Annotated in this window: 23 protein-coding genes; 16 read left to right on the top strand and 7 right to left on the bottom strand. The window is 45.5% G+C overall.

Annotation, left to right across the window (positions count from 1 at the left end; genetic code table 11):
• Window positions 1–6 precede the first annotated feature (6 nt).
• Together EJA10_RS11105 and EJA10_RS11100 are read left to right on the top strand one after the other, a co-directional pair.
• Window positions 7–783 carry a hypothetical protein gene (locus tag EJA10_RS11105; protein WP_125480075.1) on the top strand — a complete coding sequence of 259 codons (777 nt, stop codon included), beginning with the start codon at window positions 7–9 and terminating at the stop codon, window positions 781–783.
• Between the two features lie 18 nt (window positions 784–801).
• Window positions 802–2,409 (top strand): Mbeg1-like protein, encoded by a 1,608-nt coding sequence (locus tag EJA10_RS11100; RefSeq protein WP_125480074.1) that lies wholly within the window; start codon window positions 802–804, stop codon window positions 2,407–2,409.
• Between the two features lie 56 nt (window positions 2,410–2,465).
• Here EJA10_RS11100 and EJA10_RS23350 read toward each other — a convergent pair whose 3' ends face one another.
• The gene (locus EJA10_RS23350) at window positions 2,466–2,633 is read right to left on the bottom strand and encodes a hypothetical protein (protein ID WP_170169117.1); all 168 of its coding nucleotides are present in this window, start codon (window positions 2,631–2,633) and stop codon (window positions 2,466–2,468) included.
• Between the two features lie 291 nt (window positions 2,634–2,924).
• On the opposite strand from EJA10_RS23350, the gene mreB reads away from it, so the two are divergent.
• The 6 genes from mreB (at window position 2,925) to EJA10_RS11070 (ending at window position 7,379) form a co-directional block, all read left to right on the top strand.
• Window positions 2,925–3,929, top strand: a complete 1,005-nt coding sequence (gene mreB, locus EJA10_RS11095; RefSeq protein ID WP_125480073.1) for a rod shape-determining protein — start codon at window positions 2,925–2,927, stop codon at window positions 3,927–3,929.
• A 180-nt stretch (window positions 3,930–4,109) separates the two neighbouring features.
• Entirely contained in the window at window positions 4,110–4,928 is an 819-nt protein-coding gene (locus tag EJA10_RS11090; protein WP_125480072.1) for a flagellar hook-basal body protein, read from the top strand.
• A gap of 33 nt (window positions 4,929–4,961) precedes the next feature.
• Window positions 4,962–5,810 (top strand): flagellar hook-basal body protein, encoded by an 849-nt coding sequence (locus EJA10_RS11085; protein WP_125480071.1) that lies wholly within the window; start codon window positions 4,962–4,964, stop codon window positions 5,808–5,810.
• Window positions 5,811–5,825: 15 nt separating this feature from the next.
• Window positions 5,826–6,089 (top strand): DNA-directed RNA polymerase subunit beta, encoded by a 264-nt coding sequence (locus EJA10_RS11080; RefSeq protein ID WP_125480070.1) that lies wholly within the window; start codon window positions 5,826–5,828, stop codon window positions 6,087–6,089.
• Window positions 6,090–6,176: 87 nt separating this feature from the next.
• The gene (fabZ, locus tag EJA10_RS11075; protein WP_125480069.1) at window positions 6,177–6,599 is read left to right on the top strand and encodes a 3-hydroxyacyl-ACP dehydratase FabZ; all 423 of its coding nucleotides are present in this window, start codon (window positions 6,177–6,179) and stop codon (window positions 6,597–6,599) included.
• Window positions 6,600–7,115: 516 nt separating this feature from the next.
• Entirely contained in the window at window positions 7,116–7,379 is a 264-nt protein-coding gene (locus EJA10_RS11070; protein WP_125480068.1) for a midas domain-containing protein, read from the top strand.
• Window positions 7,380–7,436: 57 nt separating this feature from the next.
• Here the strand turns inward: EJA10_RS11070 and EJA10_RS11065 are convergent, their stop codons facing one another.
• Complete coding sequence (locus EJA10_RS11065; RefSeq protein ID WP_125480067.1) at window positions 7,437–7,880, bottom strand: YwpF family protein; 444 nt, start codon at window positions 7,878–7,880, stop codon at window positions 7,437–7,439.
• Window positions 7,881–8,139: 259 nt separating this feature from the next.
• Here EJA10_RS11065 and ssb point away from each other — a divergent pair, with 259 nt between their 5' ends.
• The 4 genes from ssb to EJA10_RS11045 all read left to right on the top strand — a co-directional run bounded on the left by ssb (window position 8,140) and on the right by EJA10_RS11045 (window position 12,552).
• Window positions 8,140–8,541 carry a single-stranded DNA-binding protein gene (gene ssb / locus EJA10_RS11060; RefSeq protein ID WP_125480066.1) on the top strand — a complete coding sequence of 134 codons (402 nt, stop codon included), beginning with the start codon at window positions 8,140–8,142 and terminating at the stop codon, window positions 8,539–8,541.
• Window positions 8,534–8,740: a hypothetical protein gene (locus EJA10_RS11055; protein ID WP_125480065.1), complete on the top strand. Its 207-nt coding sequence runs from the start codon at window positions 8,534–8,536 to the stop codon at window positions 8,738–8,740. Before ssb ends, EJA10_RS11055 begins: the two co-directional genes overlap by 8 nt.
• A 299-nt stretch (window positions 8,741–9,039) precedes the next feature.
• Window positions 9,040–11,667 carry an Ig-like domain-containing protein gene (locus tag EJA10_RS11050; protein ID WP_170169116.1) on the top strand — a complete coding sequence of 876 codons (2,628 nt, stop codon included), beginning with the start codon at window positions 9,040–9,042 and terminating at the stop codon, window positions 11,665–11,667.
• Between the two features lie 87 nt (window positions 11,668–11,754).
• A complete protein-coding gene (locus EJA10_RS11045; RefSeq protein ID WP_125480063.1) occupies window positions 11,755–12,552 on the top strand; it encodes a hypothetical protein in 798 nt (265 codons plus the stop codon).
• A 74-nt stretch (window positions 12,553–12,626) separates the two neighbouring features.
• On the opposite strand, the gene EJA10_RS11040 is transcribed toward EJA10_RS11045, so the two are convergent.
• Window positions 12,627–15,452, bottom strand: a complete 2,826-nt coding sequence (locus tag EJA10_RS11040; protein WP_125480062.1) for a DEAD/DEAH box helicase — start codon at window positions 15,450–15,452, stop codon at window positions 12,627–12,629.
• Between the two features lie 80 nt (window positions 15,453–15,532).
• On the bottom strand, window positions 15,533–17,155 hold the full coding sequence (locus EJA10_RS11035) for an SWIM zinc finger family protein (RefSeq protein WP_125480061.1): 1,623 nt from the start codon (window positions 17,153–17,155) through the stop codon (window positions 15,533–15,535).
• A gap of 294 nt (window positions 17,156–17,449) precedes the next feature.
• On the opposite strand from EJA10_RS11035, the gene EJA10_RS11030 reads away from it, so the two are divergent.
• From EJA10_RS11030 to EJA10_RS23910, 4 genes are all read left to right on the top strand, one after another.
• Window positions 17,450–18,112: a hypothetical protein gene (locus tag EJA10_RS11030; RefSeq protein ID WP_125480060.1), complete on the top strand. Its 663-nt coding sequence runs from the start codon at window positions 17,450–17,452 to the stop codon at window positions 18,110–18,112.
• Between the two features lie 14 nt (window positions 18,113–18,126).
• Window positions 18,127–19,362, top strand: a complete 1,236-nt coding sequence (locus tag EJA10_RS11025) for an efflux RND transporter periplasmic adaptor subunit (protein ID WP_125480059.1) — start codon at window positions 18,127–18,129, stop codon at window positions 19,360–19,362.
• A gap of 82 nt (window positions 19,363–19,444) precedes the next feature.
• A complete protein-coding gene (locus tag EJA10_RS11020; protein ID WP_125480058.1) occupies window positions 19,445–20,779 on the top strand; it encodes an SMI1/KNR4 family protein in 1,335 nt (444 codons plus the stop codon).
• A 235-nt stretch (window positions 20,780–21,014) separates the two neighbouring features.
• Window positions 21,015–21,146: a hypothetical protein gene (locus EJA10_RS23910; RefSeq protein ID WP_281274491.1), complete on the top strand. Its 132-nt coding sequence runs from the start codon at window positions 21,015–21,017 to the stop codon at window positions 21,144–21,146.
• A gap of 60 nt (window positions 21,147–21,206) precedes the next feature.
• On the opposite strand, the gene EJA10_RS11015 is transcribed toward EJA10_RS23910, so the two are convergent.
• From EJA10_RS11015 to EJA10_RS11005, 3 genes are all read right to left on the bottom strand, one after another.
• Window positions 21,207–22,265 carry a hypothetical protein gene (locus tag EJA10_RS11015; RefSeq protein ID WP_125480057.1) on the bottom strand — a complete coding sequence of 353 codons (1,059 nt, stop codon included), beginning with the start codon at window positions 22,263–22,265 and terminating at the stop codon, window positions 21,207–21,209.
• Window positions 22,222–22,773 (bottom strand): sigma-70 family RNA polymerase sigma factor, encoded by a 552-nt coding sequence (locus tag EJA10_RS11010; RefSeq protein ID WP_125480056.1) that lies wholly within the window; start codon window positions 22,771–22,773, stop codon window positions 22,222–22,224. Before EJA10_RS11010 ends, EJA10_RS11015 begins: the two co-directional genes overlap by 44 nt.
• Before the next feature lie 118 nt (window positions 22,774–22,891).
• Window positions 22,892–24,082, bottom strand: coding sequence for a C40 family peptidase (locus EJA10_RS11005; RefSeq protein WP_125480055.1), 1,191 nt, complete (start codon window positions 24,080–24,082; stop codon window positions 22,892–22,894).
• Window positions 24,083–24,122 lie beyond the last annotated feature (40 nt).

Genomic DNA, 24,122 nt, shown 5'->3' with positions numbered 1-24,122 from the left:
GGGAAGATGAGAAAAATGCAGAAGGTGGTGCTTATAGTTATGGGTATTTTCTCAATGATTCTTGCATCAGCATGCGGAGATCAGGACAAAGCCGCAGTAGAAAAAATCGAGCAATCACTAAAAGAGAAGTACGGCGAAGAGTTCACAGTTAAAAAAATAGGCGGCGGCTATGGGACCGTGACTACCAATACACTGAAGGCTATTGTTTCGCCAAAGTCGGCGCCAGAGAAAGAGTTTGACGTGGAGATCACGAAGGATTTGAATGAGGTTTGGGATAAATACATGAATGTGGTTATGGCTGAAAAAATGGATGAAGTTGCAAATGAAATGGCTAACTCCTTATTTGGAAAAGAAGTCTGGGTTAAGAGTCATTTTACATCAAGAGGATTGTTGTTCCCAGACAATAGTTTAAATGATAAAACTTTGAATATAGAAGATTATATTAAGTTGAATCCCGACATGGATGTAATGTTAGATGTTTTTGTAAAGTCCGATACAGCGGTGGATATTGATAAACAGGCGCAATTAATTGATCAGATGGCAGATGAACTTTTAAAAGAGGGAGTAAAATACGGAGGAGTTTCCGCTTACTATGTAAAACCGGATACTTTTAATAATATGAAAACAGAATATGCAAAGGCTGAGGCTGGAAGTGAACTTGGATCAGTTATTGAGTATTTTTCCAGTGACGAAAGAAGCTTCAATGATTCATATGTTTTTATTACAGAGTATAAAAAAGATCAATCGCTAGAAGAAATTAAGACGAATCTGCAGCGAAATTGATAAAGATAGGTGAGAATTATGTCTTCAACAATCACTGAAAATGATCATAAGATTCTTGCAGACCTGGCATACCTGGATATCCCTAAAAATTCTCAGCTTGAAAGGGATTATCTTGATGGAAAGCTGACTATTGGCCAGCTAGCAACTTATCATTCACAAAGGTTAGAAACAGATACTGGCTCTGTTAAAGAACGTTTTAGAAGTGAAGAAGATTATAAGCAGTATCAAGAAACAGTTCTTAGTTTGACACAATCTACTTCTAAATATAATGACTGGAAAATTGACAACTATACCAATAATAATAATTCTACTGGTTTTGTGGCCTATACCTTCGTTCCTAAACAGGGAGAAGCAGTCATTGCTTTTCGAGGTAGTGAAGCGATGGATGATCCACGGCATTTAAACACGGACTGGGATAATAATGGAACAACACTGTATAAGGCCGAGACAGTCCAACAAGCAGAAGCTATCCAATACCTTAATAAAGTAGGAGACAAATATAGCTCTTTATCAGTTACAGGTCATTCATTGGGAGGCAACATCTCACTAGCCGGATCCCTCTTAGCCAATGATGACATCAGGGATAAAATTTGGACAGTGCGCACTTTTAATGCTCCAGGATTCAATAGAGAATTCATAAATGCCAACGATCAAAGAATTGCGGAGATGAGCGGGAGGATCTACGAATTTCAAAACGAAGACGACCTCGTAAGCTCGATTATGTTCAATCCTACAGATCCTATAATTATTGAAACCAATATGAAAACATCTGACTGGAAGACGAGACTCCTAGACCCTTTATTAAAGCTTACGGACAGTCATTCACTTCGCCATATGTCTGCAGATGAAGACGGGAACTTGATCAGAAAAGAGTACCAGTTGAAAAACCCCACTAATCACTTTGTAGCAAACCTTACTCAAGGTTTGCAAATGCTCCCTAACTCAATGCTGGGTGGGTTCGTCGATACAACCTTCGCCTTTATAAACGGTCGGGCGAACCTGGACGGCTTAATGAAGGGTGCGCTTGTATTAACAGCTATTTCACCGGTAGCCGCTTTAACGGTTGGAATGGTTACGATTAAAACGGTCGTGACTGCTGCAGCAATCATACTGCTAGTTACAGCAGCAATGACGATGCGCGATTATGCCTTTATGGCTGTGGAACAATTCAGTAAGAAGGTATATGAAAAAGTCACAGAAACAATGGATGTACTTTTTGCGAGAATGGTAGTAGAAGGTGTAAAGCTTGCTATTAGCATTAATGAATTTAAAAATATGGTAAAAGAGCAGGTGAGTGGTTTTTTATCCAGAACAGCGGATGCCCTCAAAAGTTGGTGGAAATCTGTCAGTGGAGGAGACAGTGGGGTGATTGAGGTGAACACTGGTCATCTAAGGTCTGTGGCTGCCAGGCTCTCCAGCCTCCAGCAAAGGATTGACCGTGTCGACAGCGGACTCAACTCACTTAGAAAATTAGCCCAGCTCGATGATAAAATCTCCATCGCCATGCTCGACTTCAGAGTAGGATATGACCACGAACTGAAGAATATAATCAACTATCTAAACCATACAGCTTCTAAAGTAGATGAATTAGAAAGAACATTATCCTGGAAGGCAAGAGGAATATAATCAAAACAGAGGGACGGTTCTTGTGTTTCAGAAAACACAAGAACCGTCCCTCTGTTTCAATCTCCGTCATCGGCATCGTCGCCTTTATCTCCGATGCTGTCGGGTGCTGAGGATGGGTTGCTGATGTCTGGTGCGTCGCCTCTGCGTGAGGATTCGCGGAGGTTTTTGATGATGATGTAAAAGATAAATAAGATGACAACTACTGCTGCTGCTAAGACACCCATGTTATTCCTCCGTTCTATATTTGCCTCTATTTTTACCATTTTACAAAAAGTTGTTTGCGAATATGACAAATTTCTGCAAAACATGGCAAATTTATTGTCTGTTGGTTACTTATTTATGACAAATGTGATAAAATAAACAATTAGGGTAGAAGAAAGGTTCGCAGATTGCGGCAGCGTCTGTGTATTCTCGGACATCGCGATCTATTGTACATAGATAAGACATTACGAAACTTGAGAAAACGAGGCTTGATCAGCCGCAGCCAGCTATTTGTCAAGGAGGATAAAAGTAGAATGTTTGCTAGGGATATTGGGATTGACCTTGGTACTGCCAATGTGTTGATTCATGTAAAAGGCCGAGGAATTGTATTGAATGAGCCGTCTGTGGTAGCAATTGACAAGAACACAAACAGGGTTTTAGCTGTTGGGGAAGAAGCGCGTAAAATGGTTGGGCGTACACCTGGCAATATCGTCGCGATCCGCCCGTTGAAGGATGGAGTCATCGCTGACTTTGACGTCACTGAATCCATGCTAAAACATTTTATCAATAAATTGAACGTTAAAGGCTTCTTATCCAAGCCAAGAATCCTGATCTGCTGTCCAACGAACATCACGAGCGTTGAGCAAAAAGCGATCAAGGAAGCCGCGGAAAAGAGCGGCGGCAAGAAGGTTTATCTTGAAGAAGAGCCAAAGGTTGCGGCGATCGGCGCTGGCATGGACATCTTCCAGCCAAGCGGGAACATGGTCGTTGACATCGGTGGCGGTACGACAGACGTTGCTGTGCTTTCCATGGGCGACATCGTTACGTCACAGTCGATCAAAATGGCCGGCGACAAATTTGACGCTGAAATTCTGAATTATATCAAACGTGAATACAAGCTGTTGATCGGTGAACGCACAGCTGAAAACATTAAAATTCAAATTGCTACTGTCTTCCCAGGCAGCCGCAGTGAAGAAATGGAAATCCGCGGCCGCGATATGGTTTCCGGTCTTCCAAGAACGATTACGGTTCGTTCCGAAGAAATCGAAAAGGCATTAAGGGAATCTGTGGCAGTCATCGTTCAAGCTGCGAAAACAGTCCTTGAAAAAACTCCACCTGAATTATCAGCTGACATCATCGACCGCGGTGTCATCCTGACAGGCGGCGGCGCGTTGCTGCACGGCATCGACCAGCTGATGATGGAAGAATTGAAGGTACCTGTACTGATTGCCGACAACCCAATGGATTGCGTGGCGATTGGAACAGGAATCATGCTCGATAACATCGATAAGATTGCTGGACGCCGCAGAATCGTTTAATAAAATGTAAATCTGGAATCACATGATTCCAGATTTTTTTACTTTTTACCCAATTTTTTTGGAATAAAACCCAAAATCCTACATTTTCCTGCAAATTTTTAATGTTTCCTGCCGATATATTTCTTATAATAGAAAGTAGTGAAAAAATTCCAAAGGGATTTTTCAAATAGAGGTGGAAGAATGTTTAAAGGATTTTACACGGTGGCTTCCGGTATGCTTGCCCAGCAGCGGAGGACGGAAATGCTGACGAACAATATGTCGAACGCCAATACACCAGGCTATAAAGCAGATCAGTCCGCGATGAGGGCGTTCCCGGAAATGCTTCTGCAGCGGTTTGACAAGCAGCAGGTCCCAACGGAAAATGGATTGAATCTTCCTTTCAATAAGGAAATCGGCACCATCAATACTGGTGTATATATGCAGGAAGCGATCCCGAAGTTCATTCAGGGCGACTTGCGCGAAACGGGCAGGAAGACGGATGTGGCTTTACTGGATGTTAATATGCCTGAAAACGGTTCTGTCTTTTTTACGGTCCGCAATACAGATGGAACAGTTCGTTATACGAGGAACGGGAATTTCACGATTGATGCGCAGGGCTACCTGACGACTGGCAGCGGCCATTATGTGCTGAATTCTGCCGGACAGCAGATCCAGCTTTCCAGCGACCGCTTTACAATAAACGAAGGCGGCGTCCTGACGGGTGAAAATGGCGAGACAGCAACACTGGGTGTAGCTTATTCGAACAATCCGCTCCGGATGGTAAAAGAAGGCGATGGCCTGTTCCGGACGGAAGATGGTGCACCGCTGCCGACCGCTTTTGGCGCAGCTGGCGTGCAGTTCAGGACCCAGCAGGGATTCCTTGAGCAATCGAACGTGGATGTAAGCAAAACGATGACCGATATGATGACGGCGTACCGTGCCTTTGAAGCCAACCAGAAAATCCTTCAGGCGTATGATAAGAGCATGGAGAAAGCGGCAAATGAAATCGGAAGGCTGTAGACTCTTGGATTTTATAACATTGAGGTATAAAATATGAACAGAACAATGATTACCGCCACAAATACATTATCCCAGCTGCAAAAGCAGATGGACATGATCGGCCACAACCTGGCGAATGTCGACACGGCTGGGTACAAGCGCCGGGAAGCTTCTTTTACCGACCTGCTTGTCCAGCAATACCGTAACCAGCCGAATAATGCCCTTGAGCCGCAGAACAGGATGACACCTTTTCATATCCGCCAGGGAAATGGTGCGCGGCTCGGACAGGTGCAGTTGGTGCTATCACAGGGCAGCCTGAAAACAACCGATCGCTCACTTGATACGGCTTTTACGACAGAAGGCCAATTTTACCGTGTGATGGTCCAGAATGAAGATGGCTCATCGGCGATGCGCCTGACACGGAACGGTGCTTTTTACCTGACGCCATTGTCTGAAAATGAAACGATGCTGGTCAACAGCGACGGCCATGCGATTCTGGATGAAAACAATCAGCCAATCACGATTTCAGGGAATGTGAAAAATTTTAAAATCGATGAGACTGGTCGTTTTACAGCAGAAATGTACAATGGGGCAAGCCAAGAATTCAATCTTGGTGTAGTATTGGTAGAGAAGCCGCAATTTTTGGAGCAAAAAGGCGGCAATTTACTCGGATTGCCAGATAATCTGGATGAGCTTGGCGTTCAAGAAGCCGACATCCTGACAAGCCTGACCGGCCAATTAAGGAATCAGGTTTCCATTCAGCAAGGAGTCCTTGAGCAGTCAAATGTAGATATGAGCAAAGAAATGACAGATTTAATCAATGTGCAGCGCAGTTATCAATTCCATGCAAAATCGATTACGCTGGCTGACCAGATGCTCGGGCTTGTAAACGGAATCCGTTAAGAGGGGAAGAACAAAATGGCTTTAAACAAGAATAATTCAGAAGCAGCAACGCGTGAAGAAGTGAAGAAGGAAAAGAAGAAAACACGCGAAAAAAAGAAAAGAATCCGGGTTCGCCTTATTCCGATCTGGCTTCGGATTATCATTGTCATCATCCTTTTAGCAGCAAGCATCGTGCTCGGCGCCATGTTCGGTTACGCCATCATGGGCAACGGCAAAGCGAAAGATATATTTGAAAAATCGACCTGGACTCATATTTTGGATCTAGTGGAAAAAGAATAAATTTTTCAAGGAAGGGAGAATTCCCTTCCTTTTTATTTGGGTTTTTTAGTACAATGGTTAGTAAGTATTAGTAGGAGGTACTAAATTATGATGGATATCACTCAAATCAAAGAAATCATCCCGCACCGCTACCCGTTTCTGCTCGTTGATAAAATTCTCGAAATTGAAGAAGGAAAGCGCGCAGTCGGCATCAAAAATGTGACAGCGAACGAAGAGTTCTTTAACGGCCACTTCCCGGATTATCCTGTTATGCCAGGCGTATTGATCGTTGAAGCACTGGCACAGGTAGGAGCAGTAGCCGTCCTGAAGCTCGAAGAAAACCGCGGCAAAATCGGCTTCTTCGCCGGCATTGACAACTGCCGTTTTAAAAGACAAGTAAAACCAGGCGACCAGCTACGGTTGGAAGTCGAAATGATCAAACTCCGCGGGCCAATCGGCAAAGGGAAGGCTATTGCCACTGTTGACGGAGAGCTTGCTTGTGAAGCTGAGATTACGTTTGCGATAAAATAAGGAGGACCCGGATGGATTCCGGGTTTTTTTGTGCAACAGGGCTTGGAGTGTAATTCGAATTTTTGCGTAAAATGCAGGATCCGGGGATGTAATTCGGGTAACTTGCGTAAAAAAGCAGGATTCAGGTGTGTAGTCTGAGTCCTGTTTTTTACATTATTAGGGAAACGGTGCAATTCTGAAGAGTTTCTGTGCAATTACGGATGTTGATCACGCAATTAGAGGTTACGATTGCGTAATTAACTCGATCGTTCGTGCAATTATCTTATCTGATTAAGAGAATAATTTTTCAAGTTGGTCAAATCGCTATGAGTACAGCAGGATTTACCTTTATAAATGGCAGTTTCTCCGAATTGATAATGATAAAAATCAAATTTAATCACCGGCCTAGGCCTAGATTCTATTTTTAACAAAAAAAGACAAAAAACTATGCAAGTTTTTTTCATTGGTGGGCAACATAACAGCAGACCCGTGCAACAGGTCTCAAAAATTCCTACTAATTGAAAGGGGCTTTTACTCATGAAGAAAAAGCTATTGATGTTAATCGGTGGCTCATTGCTATCGGCTATGTTCCTTGCAGGTTGTGCGAACGACCAGGATCCGCCTCCGAATGATGATGTGGATGTTGAGAATCCTGCCGACCAAAATGGCGACATGAACGGCGAGAATAACGACATCAACACAGATAATGACGGCGATATGATGGAGGATGACAACACGCCTGGTGAAGATGCTGTCGAGGACAACCTTGATATGCAGGATGAAGACGAGCAGGATCGCTAATATGAAAACGGGCAGGATTTGATTCCTGTCCTTTTTTTGCGAACAAAAAGCTCCAGCTTAATTAGCGGGAGCTTTCTTTGGCTGCAGGATCTGCGGCCTGGTTATGATTTTATCCTTGAACTCTGATAGCAATTCTTCACCAGTATATCCTTTGTCTAGGAGATATTCCAGCAGCTTCTCCGGATAGTCGCTCTTTGGCTTTGTCAGCTTTCCTGTTAGAAGGATGCTGGCGTGCTTTTTCAGCTTTTTCACACAGCAAACCTTTGTGATGAAAGCAGCCGGATCGTTCTCTCGTTTGGTGATGACGACTTGGACGATGATTTCTTTGTCGTTGTCGCAAGCATCCTGGAAGTAAGGAATGTATTTATGGTCGGTAAAAACCTCAACCAGCCACGTTCCTTTCTCATCCTCTTTATTGATAATCAGGCCGTCTTCTATCTCGATATCCACTAAAGCATCATCATCAGCAAGCTGTATTGAAATCAACTTAAACGTTTTCATGTCAACCACCTCCCGAAATACTTGTCCAAATTATAACATAGCAAAGCCCGAAAACGAAAAGAAGTCAGTTTGTCGAAAAAAAATTTCTGAATTGCTAAAAATCAATTTTGGGCCTATGGTGTATCGTGAAAATTGAGTTATGAACGACAATTCATTGCTTCCAAGGTCATTTTTAAAGATGAAATAACAATTTTCGCGATTTTACTCCCTCAGTGAATAGGACTATTATACTGATATAACAGAGAAAGGAGATGAGAAGGTGATCAATCAAGTAACGCTCGTGGGCAGATTGACAAAGGACCCCGACCTTAGGTGGACGCCGGACGGCAAGGCAGTTTCAAACATTACCCTGGCTGTGAACCGGCACTACAAGAATGCCAGCGGAGAAATCGACGCAGATTTTGTCCACTGCATCCTCTGGGGCAAAACAGCGGAAAATACCTCGAATTACTGTAAAAAGGGTTCTGTGCTCGGTGTGACGGGACGAATCCAGACACGTCATTATGACAATCAGGAAGGCAAACGAGTCTATGTGACAGAAGTCGTAGCCGAGGGAGTAAGATTCTTAAGCTCAAAACCGGCGGGCAGCAGAGAAACAAACCAGCAGCAACCTGTTCCCCAAGCGCCGCCGCCGCAAAGAGAGGAGCTTCCTTTTGCCTAACGAAACCGAAACCATCGAAAAGCTGCTGGTCAGCCTGATCAAAATGGTAGGAAAAAACAATGAGAAGGTCGATGAACTCACCAAGCGTGTCCACCAGCTCGAAATCGCCTCCAAAGAACAGCAAATCCATCGTGTCTACTCCTTTATTGCCGAACCTCCACGACCAAGCACCAGCACAAAAGAATATGTGCGGAAATAGGTCCAAACAACACTTGCGAACATTCCTCCTAATTCCCTCACAGAACCTTTAAAAGAGAAAATCAATAAACCCGATCTCCAATAACCCTCAAACTTGATGCCGGCTGACCAAGCCGGTTTTTTTTATGTGAAACACGGGGACGGTTCTCCTGTTTCTTCCATTGGAAAAATCAGGAGAACCGTCTCTCTGTTTTTCTGCACCCATAGTCCCTTCTTTTTTCACCTCTAGCAAAGTATAATATATACAGAAAACATCAAAATTTTAGTAATTTTATAATGTTATTGGAAAGGGAAGTGTATGTGAAAAAGGTCATTGCTGGCATAGTGTTTTTTGTTGTTTTAGCTATTGGGTTTCCTCAGGTGTATGCTGATACGATTGCGAATAATATCAAGGAGAATACAACATGGACGAAGGAGGGCTCACCCTATAGGGTTGGCACCATTGGAATAGACCCGGGTGTGACTTTAACTGTCGAGCCTGGTGTCGAAATCATTGGCAGTACCGGTTCCTGGATCGATGTGAGAGGAAAGCTTAAGGTCCTGGGAACAGAGCAAGATAAAGTTTCAATAAAGGATGTCATAATTAAAGGAATAAGCTTCGACGGCATGTCGATACAGATTGAGAATGCGAAGCTTAGCAGGTCGGATCCTGGTTTTCTCCTAACGGCTTCCGAACGGGAAGTGATTCTCAAAAACAATGAATTTTCCAGGGGACAGGTTTTTCTAAGAGAGCCCAAGGTTGATAATGTTATAGAACATAACCTATTTAACAGCGGTGCCTACCTTTCTTTATTTGATGGACCGGCCAAAACTCTGATAAAAGGGAACACCTTCTTTAATGAAGAGGATTATAACCCTTCCATCGAATTAATGTGCAGCGATCCAAACTGTAAGAGTGCCAATACAACCATAACAGAGAACAACTTCTTTGGGTTTCCAAGCTTTTTCATAGAAATGGATAAGGGAGCGGGGCTTACATACGATGCTGCAAATAATTACTGGAGTACGACCGATTCATCCTTGATGAACAAAAGAATACTTGATGGTGCGCGAGATGATAATAAAGCCGTCGTGAATGTTAACCCAATTGCCTACAAGCCTTTTAACAACGGCCTGCCGTTTGGGGAGCTCGAAGCACCGGTAGTGGAGGAAGTAAGTGATGCCGACAAAATGATATCGGGCTTTACAGATGCAGATGCAACCGTGATGGTCTGGAAGGAAAATACGTTGATTGGGGAGGGACAATCCGCATCAGATGGAACCTTCAAGATTAACATTCCAGGTCAGAGAGCAGGCACGACTCTTCAGGTTAAAGCAGTAGACAGCTTCGGCAGAGAAAGTTCACTAGCCATAACGACTGTAATCGATAAGACTGCGCCGGATGCTCCGGTTGTCAATAAGGTAAATGATCAGGATGAACAAGTGACAGGTAACGCGGAACCAGGTGTATCGATCATAGTCATAATCAATGGCTCTGAAAAAATGGAGACATTCACAGCCGGCGCTAGCGGCAGTTTTACAGTAAAAATTAAACCACAACCAGCTGGAACAAGGATAGAAGTCCAGGCAATCGATATTGCGGGAAACAAAAGTGATAGTACCATCATGACTGTAGTAGATGAGCATCCGCCGTCTTCGCCTGAAATCAAAACTGAAATTACAGACCAAACAACCGTAATACAAGGGACTGCGGAACCAGGTTCGAAAATCATGGTGCTTAAGCAAGGAGTTGAGACGCAGGCCAGCCAGGATGGAAACTTCACACTAAATCTCCCAGAGCCTTTCAAAGCTGGAACAGTGTTAGTGATAGTAGCAGAAGATGCCGCAGGGAACATGAGTGAGCCTGTTGTTCTTACAGTAAAAGATGTCACGGCCCCGGGCCTGAACATTGATTGGGCAAGGTACGTAACCGAGGAATCCAAATACGTATTTGGTTTTGCTGAACCGGGAGCAATAATCAAAATCATGCAAAACGGGATTGAAATAGGCAAGGGAGAATCAGGAGAAGATGGAACATTTGCAGTCCAGATTCCGATGCAGCCGCCAGGAACTGAACTGGTCATTTTAGCGTCTGATGCTGCCGGGAATGAAAACAGCCTGATTGTAAAGGTAATCGACCTGCCAGATCCTCTGCCATTGACGGTAGATCCAATTACGACCCAAACCACACTCATCACAGGAAAAACAGAACCGAATGCTTTTGTGAACATAACGATTTCCAATGTCTTCTATGTTGTTCAGGCGAATTCATCGGGATATTTCCAACTGAAGATCGAGCCTTTGCAAACGGGAGTCCCTGTCTCTATTCTAGTGAATAATGATCAAGGACAATGGAGCAAGGAAATTGTTGTCACAGTTACCTGGAAAGCCCCAAGCGGATGGCATAAAGATTCTTCAGGCAATCAGTACTATTATGACCCTGTCACAGGACAGATGAAAAAAGGCTGGTTACAGCTAGGCAGCAAGAAGTATTACTTCCTTTCGAATGGAATCATGCACAAAGGCTGGCTAACGCTGTCTGGGAAAAAGTATTACTTTGACAGCTATGGTGTCATGAGGACAGGTTGGCTGACATTGAGCGGGAAAAAATACTACTTCGACAGCACCGGTGTCATGCAGACCGGCTGGGAAACGATCAGCAAGAAGAAGTATTATTTCAATTCCAGCGGAGTAATGACAAAAGGCTGGCTGACGTTGAGCGGGAAAAAGTACTACTTCGACAGCAAAGGGGTCATGCAAACTGGCTGGGAAACAATCAGCAAGAAGAAGTATTACTTCAATTCCAGCGGAGTAATGACGAAAGGGTGGCTTACCCTTAGCGGGAAAAAGTATTACTTCGACAGCAAAGGAGTCATGCAAACCGGCAAGAAAAAAATCAGTGGAAAATGGTATTACTTCAACTCCAAAGGCGTCCTGTATAAAAAATAACACGCGGGCGGTTCTTGTGTTTTTCCTTCGTTCCGGTTAACGATTGAAAACACTAGAACCGTCCCTCTGTTTTTGGGGGGACATTCAATGAAAAGCTTAAAAAGTTGGGGTGTAATGACGTTAATAGCCATCTTGATGGGTGCAGTTTTTTGGTGGGCTATAGCGGAGTGGAAAAACCGGAATGATCCGTTAAACCAGTCCGACGCCTTTGTGTACACTGATAATGGCATGCTCTATTGGTTTGACTTAAAGACCCGAAATGGGCAGGTGCAAGGAAGTTATCATCTGCAAAAGCTCATGGAAGAAACTGGGGAAGTACCCTTTATTGAGGAAAAAAAGTACCCGCTTACTGGAGAGAGGACCGAGAAAGGATATAAGTTCAAGGTGAAAGTGGAGGGTCAAGTGATCACGTTCAATGCCTGGTTTTCAGTGCCGCACCTTACCGTCCAAAAGAATGGGGAAGCAGGAAGTGCATTATATAATCCTGTTAATCAGCAAGAACTCAGAGAATATGTTGATGCGCTGTTGAATTATCACGCAGAAGAAAAAGAAAACAACCGTTTGAAGACATTCTTCTCCGAACTCCGTCAAGTTTATGGATACCTTCACACCTCTAAGGATGGTTCCTATGAATTATTCATCAAAATTGATGAAGCCTTACTGCAAGGTGAATTAACGGGCACCCTGCTTATGAGGACTAACACAGGGGAAGAAACCGTTTACGAGCTAAATGGCATAACAGACGGTCACATGTTGAAATTACACACCATTAAAGATGGAAAAGAAGTCAAAATGACAGGCAGCTTCCATGAAGGCGCACAAAGCTTCGACCTGACATTTTGGAAAACCAACGAAAAACTTACCTTCCATGCTGTAACTGATTAAAAACACGGGTAAAAACACGGAGACGGTTCTCCTGATTCTTCCATTGGAAGAATCAGGAGAACCGTCCCTCTGTTTTATGACAAGAACACCAACTCATGCAATTCATCAGTCGACAGCTCGGTGATCCAGCTGTCGCTCTGGATGATCTGGTCGTTGAGTGATTGTTTTTTCTCGAGCATGGCGTCGATTTTTTCTTCGAGTGTGCCGGTGCTGATCAGTTTGTGCACATGCACGAAGCGGCTCTGGCCGATGCGGTAGGCGCGGTCGGTTGCCTGGTTCTCGACGGCTGGATTCCACCAGCGGTCGTAATGGACAACATGGTTCGCTGCGGTCAGGTTGAGCCCCGTACCTCCAGCCTTCAGTGAAAGCAGGAACACCGGGAATTCGCGGTCCTGGAATCTTGCAATCAGTTCGTCGCGCTTCGTCTTCGGCAGACTGCCGTTCAGGAACGGAACATCGATGCCGAATTCCTTTTTCAACGCAGTCTGAATCATTTCACCCATTCCGATATACTGGGTAAAAATAATGCAGCTTTCTTCCTGATCCAAAACGGCGCGGACCAGCTCGATCATCTTCTCCATCTTCGCGGACCGGTCAATCAACTGCTTAGGTTTTTCCTCTTTCAAATAAAGTGCCGGATGATTGCACAACTGCTTCAACCGACTCAACAGCTGCAAAATCAAGCCCTTGCGCTCGAAACTCGACAACGTTTCAATCTGCGCAAAAGTATCTTTCACCAGCTGCTCATATAAAGAAGCCTGCTCTGCAGACAGCGGGCAGTATTCCTTCTGCTCGACCTTGTCAGGCAGATTGAGCGCGACTTCTTCATCCTTCTTCGTCCGTCTCAGCAGGAACGGCTTAATCAGCGACTGCAGCTGCGAAATTTTTTCCTTCTTGTCTTCTTTTTCAATCGGTAAAATGAACTGCTTCTGGAACTGGCCGGCGCTGCCCAGGTAGCCTCTGTTTGTAAAATCAAAGATCGACCACAGCTCTGACAGTCGGTTTTCCATCGGCGTCCCGGTCAGGGCGATGTGGTGCTTTCCCTTGAGCTTCCGGACGGCACGCGACTGCTTCGTATCGGCATTTTTTATATTCTGCGCCTCATCAATCGCGATGCTGCTCCATTCAACAGCTTCAAGCTCCTCGAAATCAAGATGTGTCAAACCATACGACGTCAACACGATATCCGATGCCATCGCTTCCTCTGTAAAAAGTTCGCCTTTCAGTCGGGTCGGCCCGTAATGCAGATGAACCCGCAAATCGGGGGCAAAGCGCTCGACTTCTTTTTGCCAGTTGCCGAGAACGGAGGTAGGGCAGATTATCAGAGCAGGGTGTCCGTCGTTTTCCTGCTCTTTCACCGACAGCAAATACGAAATCAGCTGAATCGTCTTCCCGAGACCCATGTCATCAGCCAGCAAAGCGCCGAAGCCATACTTCCTCAGGAACAGCAGCCAGTTCATCCCGAGCTTCTGGTATGGGCGGAGTTCTCCATGCAGCCCAGCTGGCACCGGTGAATCCGGGATTTCCTTCGTCTCCGACAGCTGTTTCATCATCTGCTTCCAGTGGCGGTTCAGCTCGATCTGGATTTTCGCGAATGCCCGTGGGTCATCCAGTCCGTCGCCGTCTTCTTCCTCATCAGACAGCTCCTGCTGCAACAGGTCGCGGATATGCAAGCCCTCCTGGTCGGCTTTTTTCATCAAATCCTGGATCTGGCGGATGAAACCGTGGTCGAGCTTGATCCAGCGGCCCTTCAGATACACAAGCCTGCGCTTTTCATTCACCAACCGCTGGAACTCGTCCTCGCTAAGGTCAACTCCGTTCATGGAAAAACGCCAGTCATAATCAAGCATTGCGTTCAGTCCGACGAACGAGCGGCGATAGCCAGTCTGTCCCTTCAAGCGCGCCTTCACTTTCAAGTTCGCGTTCTTGACCGCTTCCCACCACGAAGGGAGGAGGATCTCGATGCCGAGCGCAATCAGCGTTTCGCTCGCCTCGGTTAAAAACATCCATGCCTCATCCTCAGTGAGTTCAGCTTTCAGGCGTCCATCCTCCTCAATCCATGGAAAAATGGCAGCGAGACGCCTTTCTTCATCCTCAATCTTGTCGCTAAAATCATCCCAGCCAGCTGGGTAGCTTTCATAATCACGGGCCTCGATCATCATCGGCTCTTCTTTTCCACGCAAAAATAACCCGAGCTTCCAGTCACCTAAATCATCGAGCGGCTCCTCCAGACGCATCCCAATTGAAAATGGCGCAGAAGTTTCTTTTAAGCCAATCCACTCCAGCCAGCGGTCCTCGTCAAAATAGGCAGCCAGCTGCGAAGCTGACAATTGCTTTTTCCGGAGGACATCAAGCTTGTCGCCAAGCAGGTATTTCATCGTTTCATTTTCATGGAAGTAGGACTCGAGCGCATGGTGGAACAGGTCGGCAACGAATGATCTGACGGTAAGCTGCTCATCATTCAGCTTCAGCGTTTCCTCCCAGAACGGCTCATGGAACTCATCCAGCACGCTTTCAGGAAGCTTCCATCTGAAGTCCTCGCCATCCAGCTGTGCAAAATCAGGGTGCCATTCCTTCGCAAGAATCGCATCATAAATCGCGTGGGCAGTCGACAGACAAACATCGCCGATAGCATCCCACTCCCACTCAACAAGCCGATTGAAGCTCTCCTCGCCAAACAGCGTCACAAGCTGCCACGCACTCAGCGTCACACCCTCAGTCGCACCCCACTTATCGCCATCCAGCATCGTCCCGTAATAACTCTCCCTATGACGAAAAAACAACAGCTTCTTCCACTCTGAAATATTCAAGTCCCGGCCATCAAAATCCTCAGCACACAAAAAATACCGCCCACCAGCAACAGGCAACACATCTATATGAATCTGCTTAATCTCAAGCATCCAAACACCTCCTCAAAACACGGGGACGGTTCTCCTGTTTTTACCATTGGAAAAAACAGGAGAACCGTCCCTCTGTTTTTTCACTCAATCAGCTTGCTTCTTGTGCATTCTTCGTGAAAGGCTCGCAGTCGCTTGGTGCGAACGAGCAATTTATCGAAGAATTCTTCCCACTCATTCATTCGCTTTAGCTTTTTATATACGGTTCTCAGTTTTTTCAATAACCTAGCGGCTTGTTTGTAGCTGCTGCGGTTTTTCATTTCGACGAGGTCGCCGATCATCTGGTGATAGAGCGGGATCAAAACTTCCGGCGCTTCTTTCTGCAGCAACTTCAGCCGCTCGTTGGAAATTGAGTTATATTCAAAGCCGAAGTACGATTGGAGTTCGCTCCATTGTTCGTACTGGGCTTTTTCAAACAATGAATCTTCATATTCGTAAAAGCTGTACGGCATTGCCTGTGCCAGCGAGCGGTCGTAAAGCTCGCCGCGGCCAATCTCTCGGGTATAGGCACCAACCAGCTTCAGCGCATATCTCGTAAATTTCTTACTAGCATAATAATCCCCGAGGTGCTTCAAATAATTCCGCAGCTGCTGAACTAAATAATCAATAAACGGTCCCATCCGGTTCCATTCGCGCTGAACGCGAAACCCATCCAGCCAGTAAAACAGGTAGGGAAGAGAACTGACAGGCAAAGCTGCAAACCGCTTCAATGCCTCGCTGTCCTGCTTGGCCAGCACCAGCTGATGCACCAATGCCACTTCCTCAACCAAATCACGCTTGCCATCGCCGAATCCCTCGAGACGCGCTCGCTCTGCTTCACGCCACCCGGCATTTTTAAACAGCTTCTCCCACAACAAACGATACAAATCAATCCGGTCATAGCCGACAGAAGAATCCGGCACCGTTAACCCAACAGTCTCATCCTTCAGCCTCTCTAAAAAACCATCAAACGAAAACGGCATCGTCCCATAGGCAAGGCGCTCAACATACTCCTCGCCGTCGTTGAACAGATCCTCGAACAGCGGCCGGTAGTAGCGGTCAATCACCGCTTCCTCGTCATGGCCGAGTTCCCGGGCCAGCTCAGACAACAGGTTAAACGAATGAACAGCCGCCGTGATCATATAGAGGTTCTTCCAAACCGCTTCAAGCGGTGCCGACACCTCGACCCGGCGCATATAAGACCGGAACAGCCCTGGCACGATATAAGGCTTCGGCTCACCCTGGCCCATGACGATTTCCTCGAACGCCTCGCGGAACGATTCAGCCCACTGATCATAATCATGACCCGACCGGCTCTCCTTCTTCACCAAATCCTTCGCCTTCTGCAGCCCCCATTTCTCGGCATTCAGCTGTTCCTTAGCAGGCTTGCGCCAAGCCTCGACCCAATCGGAAACACTCGCGACATCCCCATACCCCTGTAAAAACGCAGCCATCCGATGGCGGCAAAACGAATCCGCAGGGCAGGTGCAGCTGCTCTCGCTTGGCTCAGCGACATTTATATACACACGGGCAGGCGTCACATCCTGGACCGTCGCCCAGATCGACTTCACCATATACTTCAGGTGGTGGACCGTCCCCTGGCGATAAAGCATCAGCCCCTTCTGGACAAGGCGTGCGTCCTCCTCGACCTCCGGCTTGAGCATCTTATTCAGTTTTTCGGCGGCTTCTTTAAAAACCGGTGCCTGACTTTCAGGTATGGCAGCCAAAGCGATTCCCCCCGTTTCAAACGCAATCGACGTTCGCCAAGAATAATCCATATTAGCGCAAAAATCGACAAAGCGTGCGGACAAGCAGTGTTAGAATTTTAGATATAAATCGAAAAAAGCATATTCTCCTATTATACCCAAAAAAGAGCAATTCGAGGAGAGTCGATGTAAAATGAAACAAATTCCTAGTACAAAACGTCCAACTTTACATGGGTAATTGGAAAATATTTTAATCTTTGAATTTCTTCATATAAAATGTAGATAGAGAAGCCACAAGAATCTGGGGGACGAAAGATGGAAAACCAAATACAAGTATTTCGCGGCCTTTTTAACTATAACTACTATACATACAAGCTAAGAGATTCAGAACAGTTTCCCGGCGTGTGGAAAAAAGCAGTCCTGTTCATCCTGCTCAGCGGCCTTATTTTTGGTATCTCCGCCTATTTTGGGGTCGATTCTGAATACCTCTCGAAAAAACTGACCTCGGTCACAAGGGCCGAATATGAAATGAATAAATTCCTGTTCCTCGCTGGACAAGCCATTCAGGGTCTCGTCTTCGGAGCAATCCTGCTGTTCCTGCCGGCGCTGTTTTTCTGGACATTAACCGATCTGGAATTCAAAAGGCTGCTGACGATCCAATTTTTCATCATGCCAATCCTGCTTTTGGAAAAATTACTGTACGTCCCAATGGCTGTTTATCTCGGTCTGACGAAGGTGTCATCACCGTTTTCACTCGGCGTGATCGCCCAGTACATCACCGGGAACGATTTTATCATCCATTTCCTTTCGTACATATCGCTATTCAAGGTTTGGGCTATTTTCATAGAATACAAGTATTTAAAAGTAATGATAGATAAGAGTCCGAAAATCGTCATGCTGCTGATCCTCGCGATCCATCTAATCATCTGGCTGTTCGCAGCGCTCTTTTCATTCGTACAAATGGAGAAAATCCTTTAAGGGAGGTGCACCACATGAAAAAGAAGACAGCCATTCTGCTTTCAGCGGGCTTGATATTCGTATCAGGGAATCTGTATCTGGCGTTGAGGGACGACAGCAAAGCGGTGCGCTCCTCCTATATCAATAGCTGGGCAAAAGTCGGGAAGGAAACGATGACAGAAACGCTCCAGGCAGCGGGTGTCGTCACACCGGAAGAAGAGCACCATGTCTACTTTAATAGCAATTCCAGTGAGTTCAAGAACTTCCTTGTAAAAGAAGGCGAGGAGGTCGATACCGGAACACCGCTATTCGAATACTCATCCAATAATATCGACGCAGAACTGGCCAGGCTGGAAGCGGAAAAAGACCAGCTGGTAACAGAGGCGACGCTGCTCGAGGAACAAATCAAGCAGCTTTCGTATCTGCAGACGGTCTCAGCTTCGTCCAACAACAGCACGCCCGTTTTCGGAGATGGCTCGTCTAGCTCATCTTCTTCGAATGACCTCATGACGGTATCGATTGAAAAAGAAATCTATGACAAAGAGCTGGAAAAAAGCAGAGTCGAAGCGGAAATCGACAAGTATGATGATTTGATTGACTCTTACGATGGCAGCGACCAGCTGGAAATCAGCAGCGATGTCTCAGGGTCCGTGAAGAAAATCAATTATGAATTAAACAATCCGATTGTAACAATCATTTCCGACACACCGAAGGTAGAGGGGACATTTACCGAAAGAGACCTCAAGCAAGTTCAAGAAGGCATGGAAGTGTACGTGAAATCGGACTTGTTCGAAGGAGCGATTGGCGGGACGCTTACGAAAATCGCGAAACACCCTGAAACCGATCCTTCGGTAAAAAAAGAAAGCCACTTCCCGTTCGAAATCGAGCTTGAGCTCGAAGACGATGAGCATGAGATTGTCCATGGAACCCATGTGAATGTCTCCGTCGTCACCAACCAGGTCGTCAATACAGCTACCGTTTCCGACAGGGCAGTGGAAAAAGGCAAGAAAAACAGCTACATCTATGTCCTGAATGAAACAGGCAAGGTAGAAAAACGCAAAATCAGCAAAGGCCTCCAAATTGGCGGAAAAACCGAACTCAAAAAAGGAGCCAAACCAGGCGAACTCGTCGTCCAAAAGCCTAAAAAAGTCCAGAAAGACAAAAGCCCATTCTTCAGCAAACTTAAACCATCCTACTTAACCAAAAAAGTATTCACCCAGGAAGGCAAACGGCAGATTTTTAAGGGGGTTATGGTGGGGTTCTTTAAATAATTATAAGAGTTATATGGGGACGGTAATGAGCTTTTGAAAAAGAAGCCCATACCGTCCCTGTGTTTAATGGAGGGAAAAAAGGATGAAAGAGTATGAGATTCTGTTAACGAAATGGGAAGGTATTCTCCAAAAAGTAGAGAGAAACAATGGCAGGGTGTATCCACTTGAGATTGGAGAACGGGCAACGTTACAGGAAATAGAGGACAAGGAAAGAGAGTTAGGCTATCCATTGCCACCCTCTTATAAGTCGGTTATGCAGAATCTTGGGAAATCACTCTCATTTTATTATTCTTTTTCGGATGACACGATGATACCGAATGAATTTAGAGAGGTTTTTTCCGGGGAGATTCAGTGGGATCTTGACTTTCTTCAGAACCTGGACTCCCTGGCAGACGATTTGATGGATGATGGAGGTTATGATTATGGAAGTACACTCAGAGGGAAGGTCGAATTCGCTCATTCAGGTAATGGAGATATTTATGCTTTCGATATGACGGTCGATACGGAAGAAAAACCGGTCATATACTGGGAACATGAGGAAGACACGGTCACTTATATCGCGGATTCCTTTATGGACTACCTAAACAAAATCACGGACCTTAATTGTGTTGGAAGCGAGAAATGGCAGTTGGAGCCATTTTTAAACGAGAAGGGTCTGGACACGGAAGGTCCTAGCGCTAAAAGGTGGAAACAGTGGTTCGATTCCTTTAAAGAAACAAATGTAAGCGAAATCAAAAACAACATGGACCATCTGATTACATACATCATGTACCGCAAAAAACTAAACGAAGAAACGGTCGAAGCGCTGCGAACCTTTGATAAAGATGAATTATTTGAAGTGCTTCTAAAAAAGCTGCATCAGTATGATACATATCTTGAAAAAAGTATCGTTTGTAAAATGATTGCTAAAGGGTTAGGAAGATATGCTGAAAAATGGGTCAAGGATTTATGGGAAAAGCAGCATAACCTATTAGATACTAGATTGAGAGCCTATCTTACCTCTCAGTGCATGCCTGAAGAGGAGGGCCTAAAACTTGTTCTTCATCAACTAGAAGAACAAACTGATGGTAAGATTTCAGGGTATGATGCACTCTCGCATCTAAAGTCCTTTAATTCGAGAAAGGTCATTAACTGGATGGAGGACCAAGTGAGATTTCCAGTGACAGATGGCTGGGACAGTTTATTCATAAACTCCAACCCTGCCTGGAAAGACATTAAAGAATGGACGGAAAAAGAAGAAAAACACGAAGTGACCATCATCCATGCCATGGAAGTATATATTCGAGATGGAAGGTCAACCACCATAGAAGGAATGCCACCAAGAAACGAATTCAAAGACTTCTTACGTACCCTGCAAAGCAGACAAAAACTGCGGAGGAGAAAGGAAGCGTTGGAGTTTGTTATTCAAAACATTTAGAAACACGGGGACGGTTCTTGTGTTTTGGGGCTGGGTGAAAGAGAAAAATTAGTCTAGTAATGTCCCTGGAAGAGTGGACTTCTTAACTGAAGGATCTGGAAGTCATAAAGGAAGTAGAACAAAAGCTTTTCCCAACAAATCGCGTTTTTTGTCGAGCGCTTTACTGAAACCATTCCGGCGTTACGAGCGACTAACAAGGTGGAAAATACATTCAATTATTAACGGGGGAAGTAAGATGACAGGCGTTACTAAGCGTTTCTTTATCGGGATAGCTATATTTACGGTCGCAATGATGGTGCTCTTTGGGACCGGCCAGCTGAAGGGAACGGACAGCGGACAATGGGGGCAGGAGGTAACGGAGTCGTAAACATAAGAAATAACAGAGACAAAAAGGTGCCCGAAATCACAAAGGATTCCAGGCACTTCTTCATTTCCCGCTGCTTCCATCATCAACGCGAAAATAATTGATTTTCCATTTCCCTATATCCTCGGCAAACCCGAAAATCAATTTGATCTTCCCATGCAGCTCGGAGTTCTGCTCCTGTACTAGGGTGTACTCTTTGTCATTGCTCATGTGAAACTCAAAAGGCTCAGCTTCTTCAAAGAATGGAGGGTACTCGGTGGCCGCAAAGAACAGTCCTTCGCTCGTTTCCTCTAGCAGTGGTTCGAACAGGACGAAGGCTTGCTGCCTCGTCATGATCTTGGAATACAGGGCGTAATAATCCTCTTTCGTCTCGATGTCCTTCACTCGCTGTGTGCCTTCTTCGATTTCAACTGATCGTGTAATCATCTCATATTGGATCAGCATTTCAACCGCATCTTCCCGTGTGAGTTTGCCTGCAGGAGGATATTCAACCTGCTGTGCCAGCTCTCTTTCAATATCATCAGCCAGCAGGGTCTCGTAGCCCTTTTCCTGTAAAATCGAATCCGTGACCTTCAGCAAGTCAGCTTTGCTCATCAAGCCAGTTTGCTCAACAATCTGATAATACCCCTCGGCCTTCCACCAAAGGTAAGAGTGATTTTCGCCAAGATAGGAGTAGTGGCCGTCCAGCCCGGGTGCGAGACCAACAGGATCAAAGGAGGGATTATCTAAATCACCACCAGCCTTTTGCATCCGATAGGAAAACTGGTCAGTTGGATCAGCTGGATTCACATAAAAATGTGTGTAACTCTCGTCGCTAACCTTCGTGTGTTTGAATTCATATGGCTCAGGCACATAGCTTGGAGCCACCAGTTCGGGCTGTTTCAATAACTCCGCTGGCCCTTCGTTGTAACCAGACCGGATAAGAGTCCCGATTCCAACAAGAAAGATCGCCACGAATGCAAGCGACAAAGTCAGTGGAACCAACCTGCCGAGGTTAAATCGCCCACCATGTGTATCCATCTTTTTCATTACATCCCGCTTCATATCAGGTGTGAACTTAAATCCAGCCAGTTCACCTTTAAGCATCTCGGATTTCAACTGGTTCAACTTTTTCTCCATCATCACCACTCCTTTCCTGTAAAATTTCCTTCAATAAACTTTTTGCACGGGAAAGTCTGGATTTCACAGTATTGAGATTCAAACTGCAAATATCAGCAATCTTCTTCATTGAGCATTCCTGGAAATAGAAGAGAAACAATACTTCCCGGTATTTCACCGGCAGCTGGAATAACGCTTCTGTCAATTCCTGATTCTCCGTATCCTGTATCAGCTGGCTTTCAGGGCTTGCCTGATGGCTCGTTAAAAAAGAAGAAATATAGCTGCTCACGAACACTTTTCGGTGATGCCAGCTTCTCAGGTAATCCTTACAATGATTCGAAGCGACACGGTACAGCCATGTCTGCAGCTGGGAGTTGCCCTGGAAGGTGTCATATTTCTGGTAGCATTTCAGAAAAATCTCCTGAGTCAGGTCTTCGGCAGTCTGGCGGTTCCGGACATAAGAATAGGCGAGGTGAAGAACATCAGTACCGTATCGATCCATCAAATCGGCAATCACTTTTTCCCTCTGCATTTCTTCACCTCCATTTTTTCTTTACCTTTAGACGACTCCAAAATGAAAAAGTTCAGTGTTTTGCAATTTATTTTTTGTGGTATAACAAAACAGGCACCTAGTTACAGGTGCCTGTTCTTTAATAAAATCTCTTAAATCCTTCAAAATGCTTTGCGTAATAGGTTTCACTCAGGTTGGAGATCATCACGCCGCCGGTGGTGCTAGCGTGGATGAATTCGTTGTTTCCTAAGTAAATGCCCATATGGGAGATGCCAGGTTTATATGTATTCTCAAAAAATACGAGATCACCTGGCTGTGGATCATTCACGTAGAAGGAACGGCTGTAATAACCCTCGGATGAGTAGCGTCCCATTTGCTTGCCTGCTTTATTGAAGGCGTAGTAAATGAATCCGCTGCAATCGAAGCCTTCGGGCGTGCTTCCGGCCCACACGTATGGAACACCCATCACTTCTTTAGCGAAGGAAATGACAGCAGGTTCCTGGGTGCCAGTTGGCGGGCTTGTCGGAGTTGTAACAGCTGCAGGTGAATCGGCTGGCTTGGTTACCATGAGCTTCTGTCCGACAAAGATCAAGTCAGAAGTGAGCTTATTAACATCCTTAAGCTGCTGTACCGTCATGCCGAACTGCAAGCTGATTTTACTGAGCGTATCACCGGACTTCACGACATATTCGATCTGTGCAACAGGTGTCGCAGCTGGCTTGGCAGGCTGTGCTGGAGCTGGAGCAGGTGCTGGCTTAACCGCAGGCGTTTGTGTAGGCTTAGCAGGTGCGGACGCAGCAGGTTTTTGTGCTGGTTTGGATGCAGGCTTCTGAGCAGGATCGGTCTCCTTCTTAGAGGCCGTGGTACTGCTTGTCCCATTCGAAACCTTGAGCTTCTGTCCTGGATAAATCAAATGGTTTTTGAGTCCGTTCCATTTCATCAGGTCATTCAGCTTGATTTTATGCTTGGAGGCAATCTTGCTGAGAGTATCCCCGCTTTTCACGACATAGGTTGCAGCCTGTGCAGTCGTTTTCTGAGCAGGTGCTGATGTTTTCGCCGGAGCAGTAGTCTTTGCAGCGGTCGTCTTTTTAACAGATGCAGCCGTCACCTTACTACCCGCTGAAGGAACAGTCAGCTTCTGGTTCGCATAAATTAAATCAGAGGTTAATTTGTTTGTTTTCTTTAATTCTAAAACACTCGTTTTATATGTAAAAGCAATGTGGGATAATGTATCCCCTTTTTTTACGGTATATGTATCGGCTGAGGCGATTCCGGCGAAGGCAGAGGACAGAATGGCGGCGGTTACAAAAGAAGCGGCTTGTTTCTTCAATTTTCGTCAACACTCCAATCTGGTTATTTTTATATCAATA

This window comes from Mesobacillus subterraneus, from assembly GCF_003937825.1.
Taxonomy (GTDB): Bacteria; Bacillota; Bacilli; order Bacillales; family Cytobacillaceae; genus Mesobacillus; species Mesobacillus subterraneus.
Note: the sequence above shows the minus strand (reverse complement) of the source record. Positions and strands in the feature narration are given on the sequence as shown.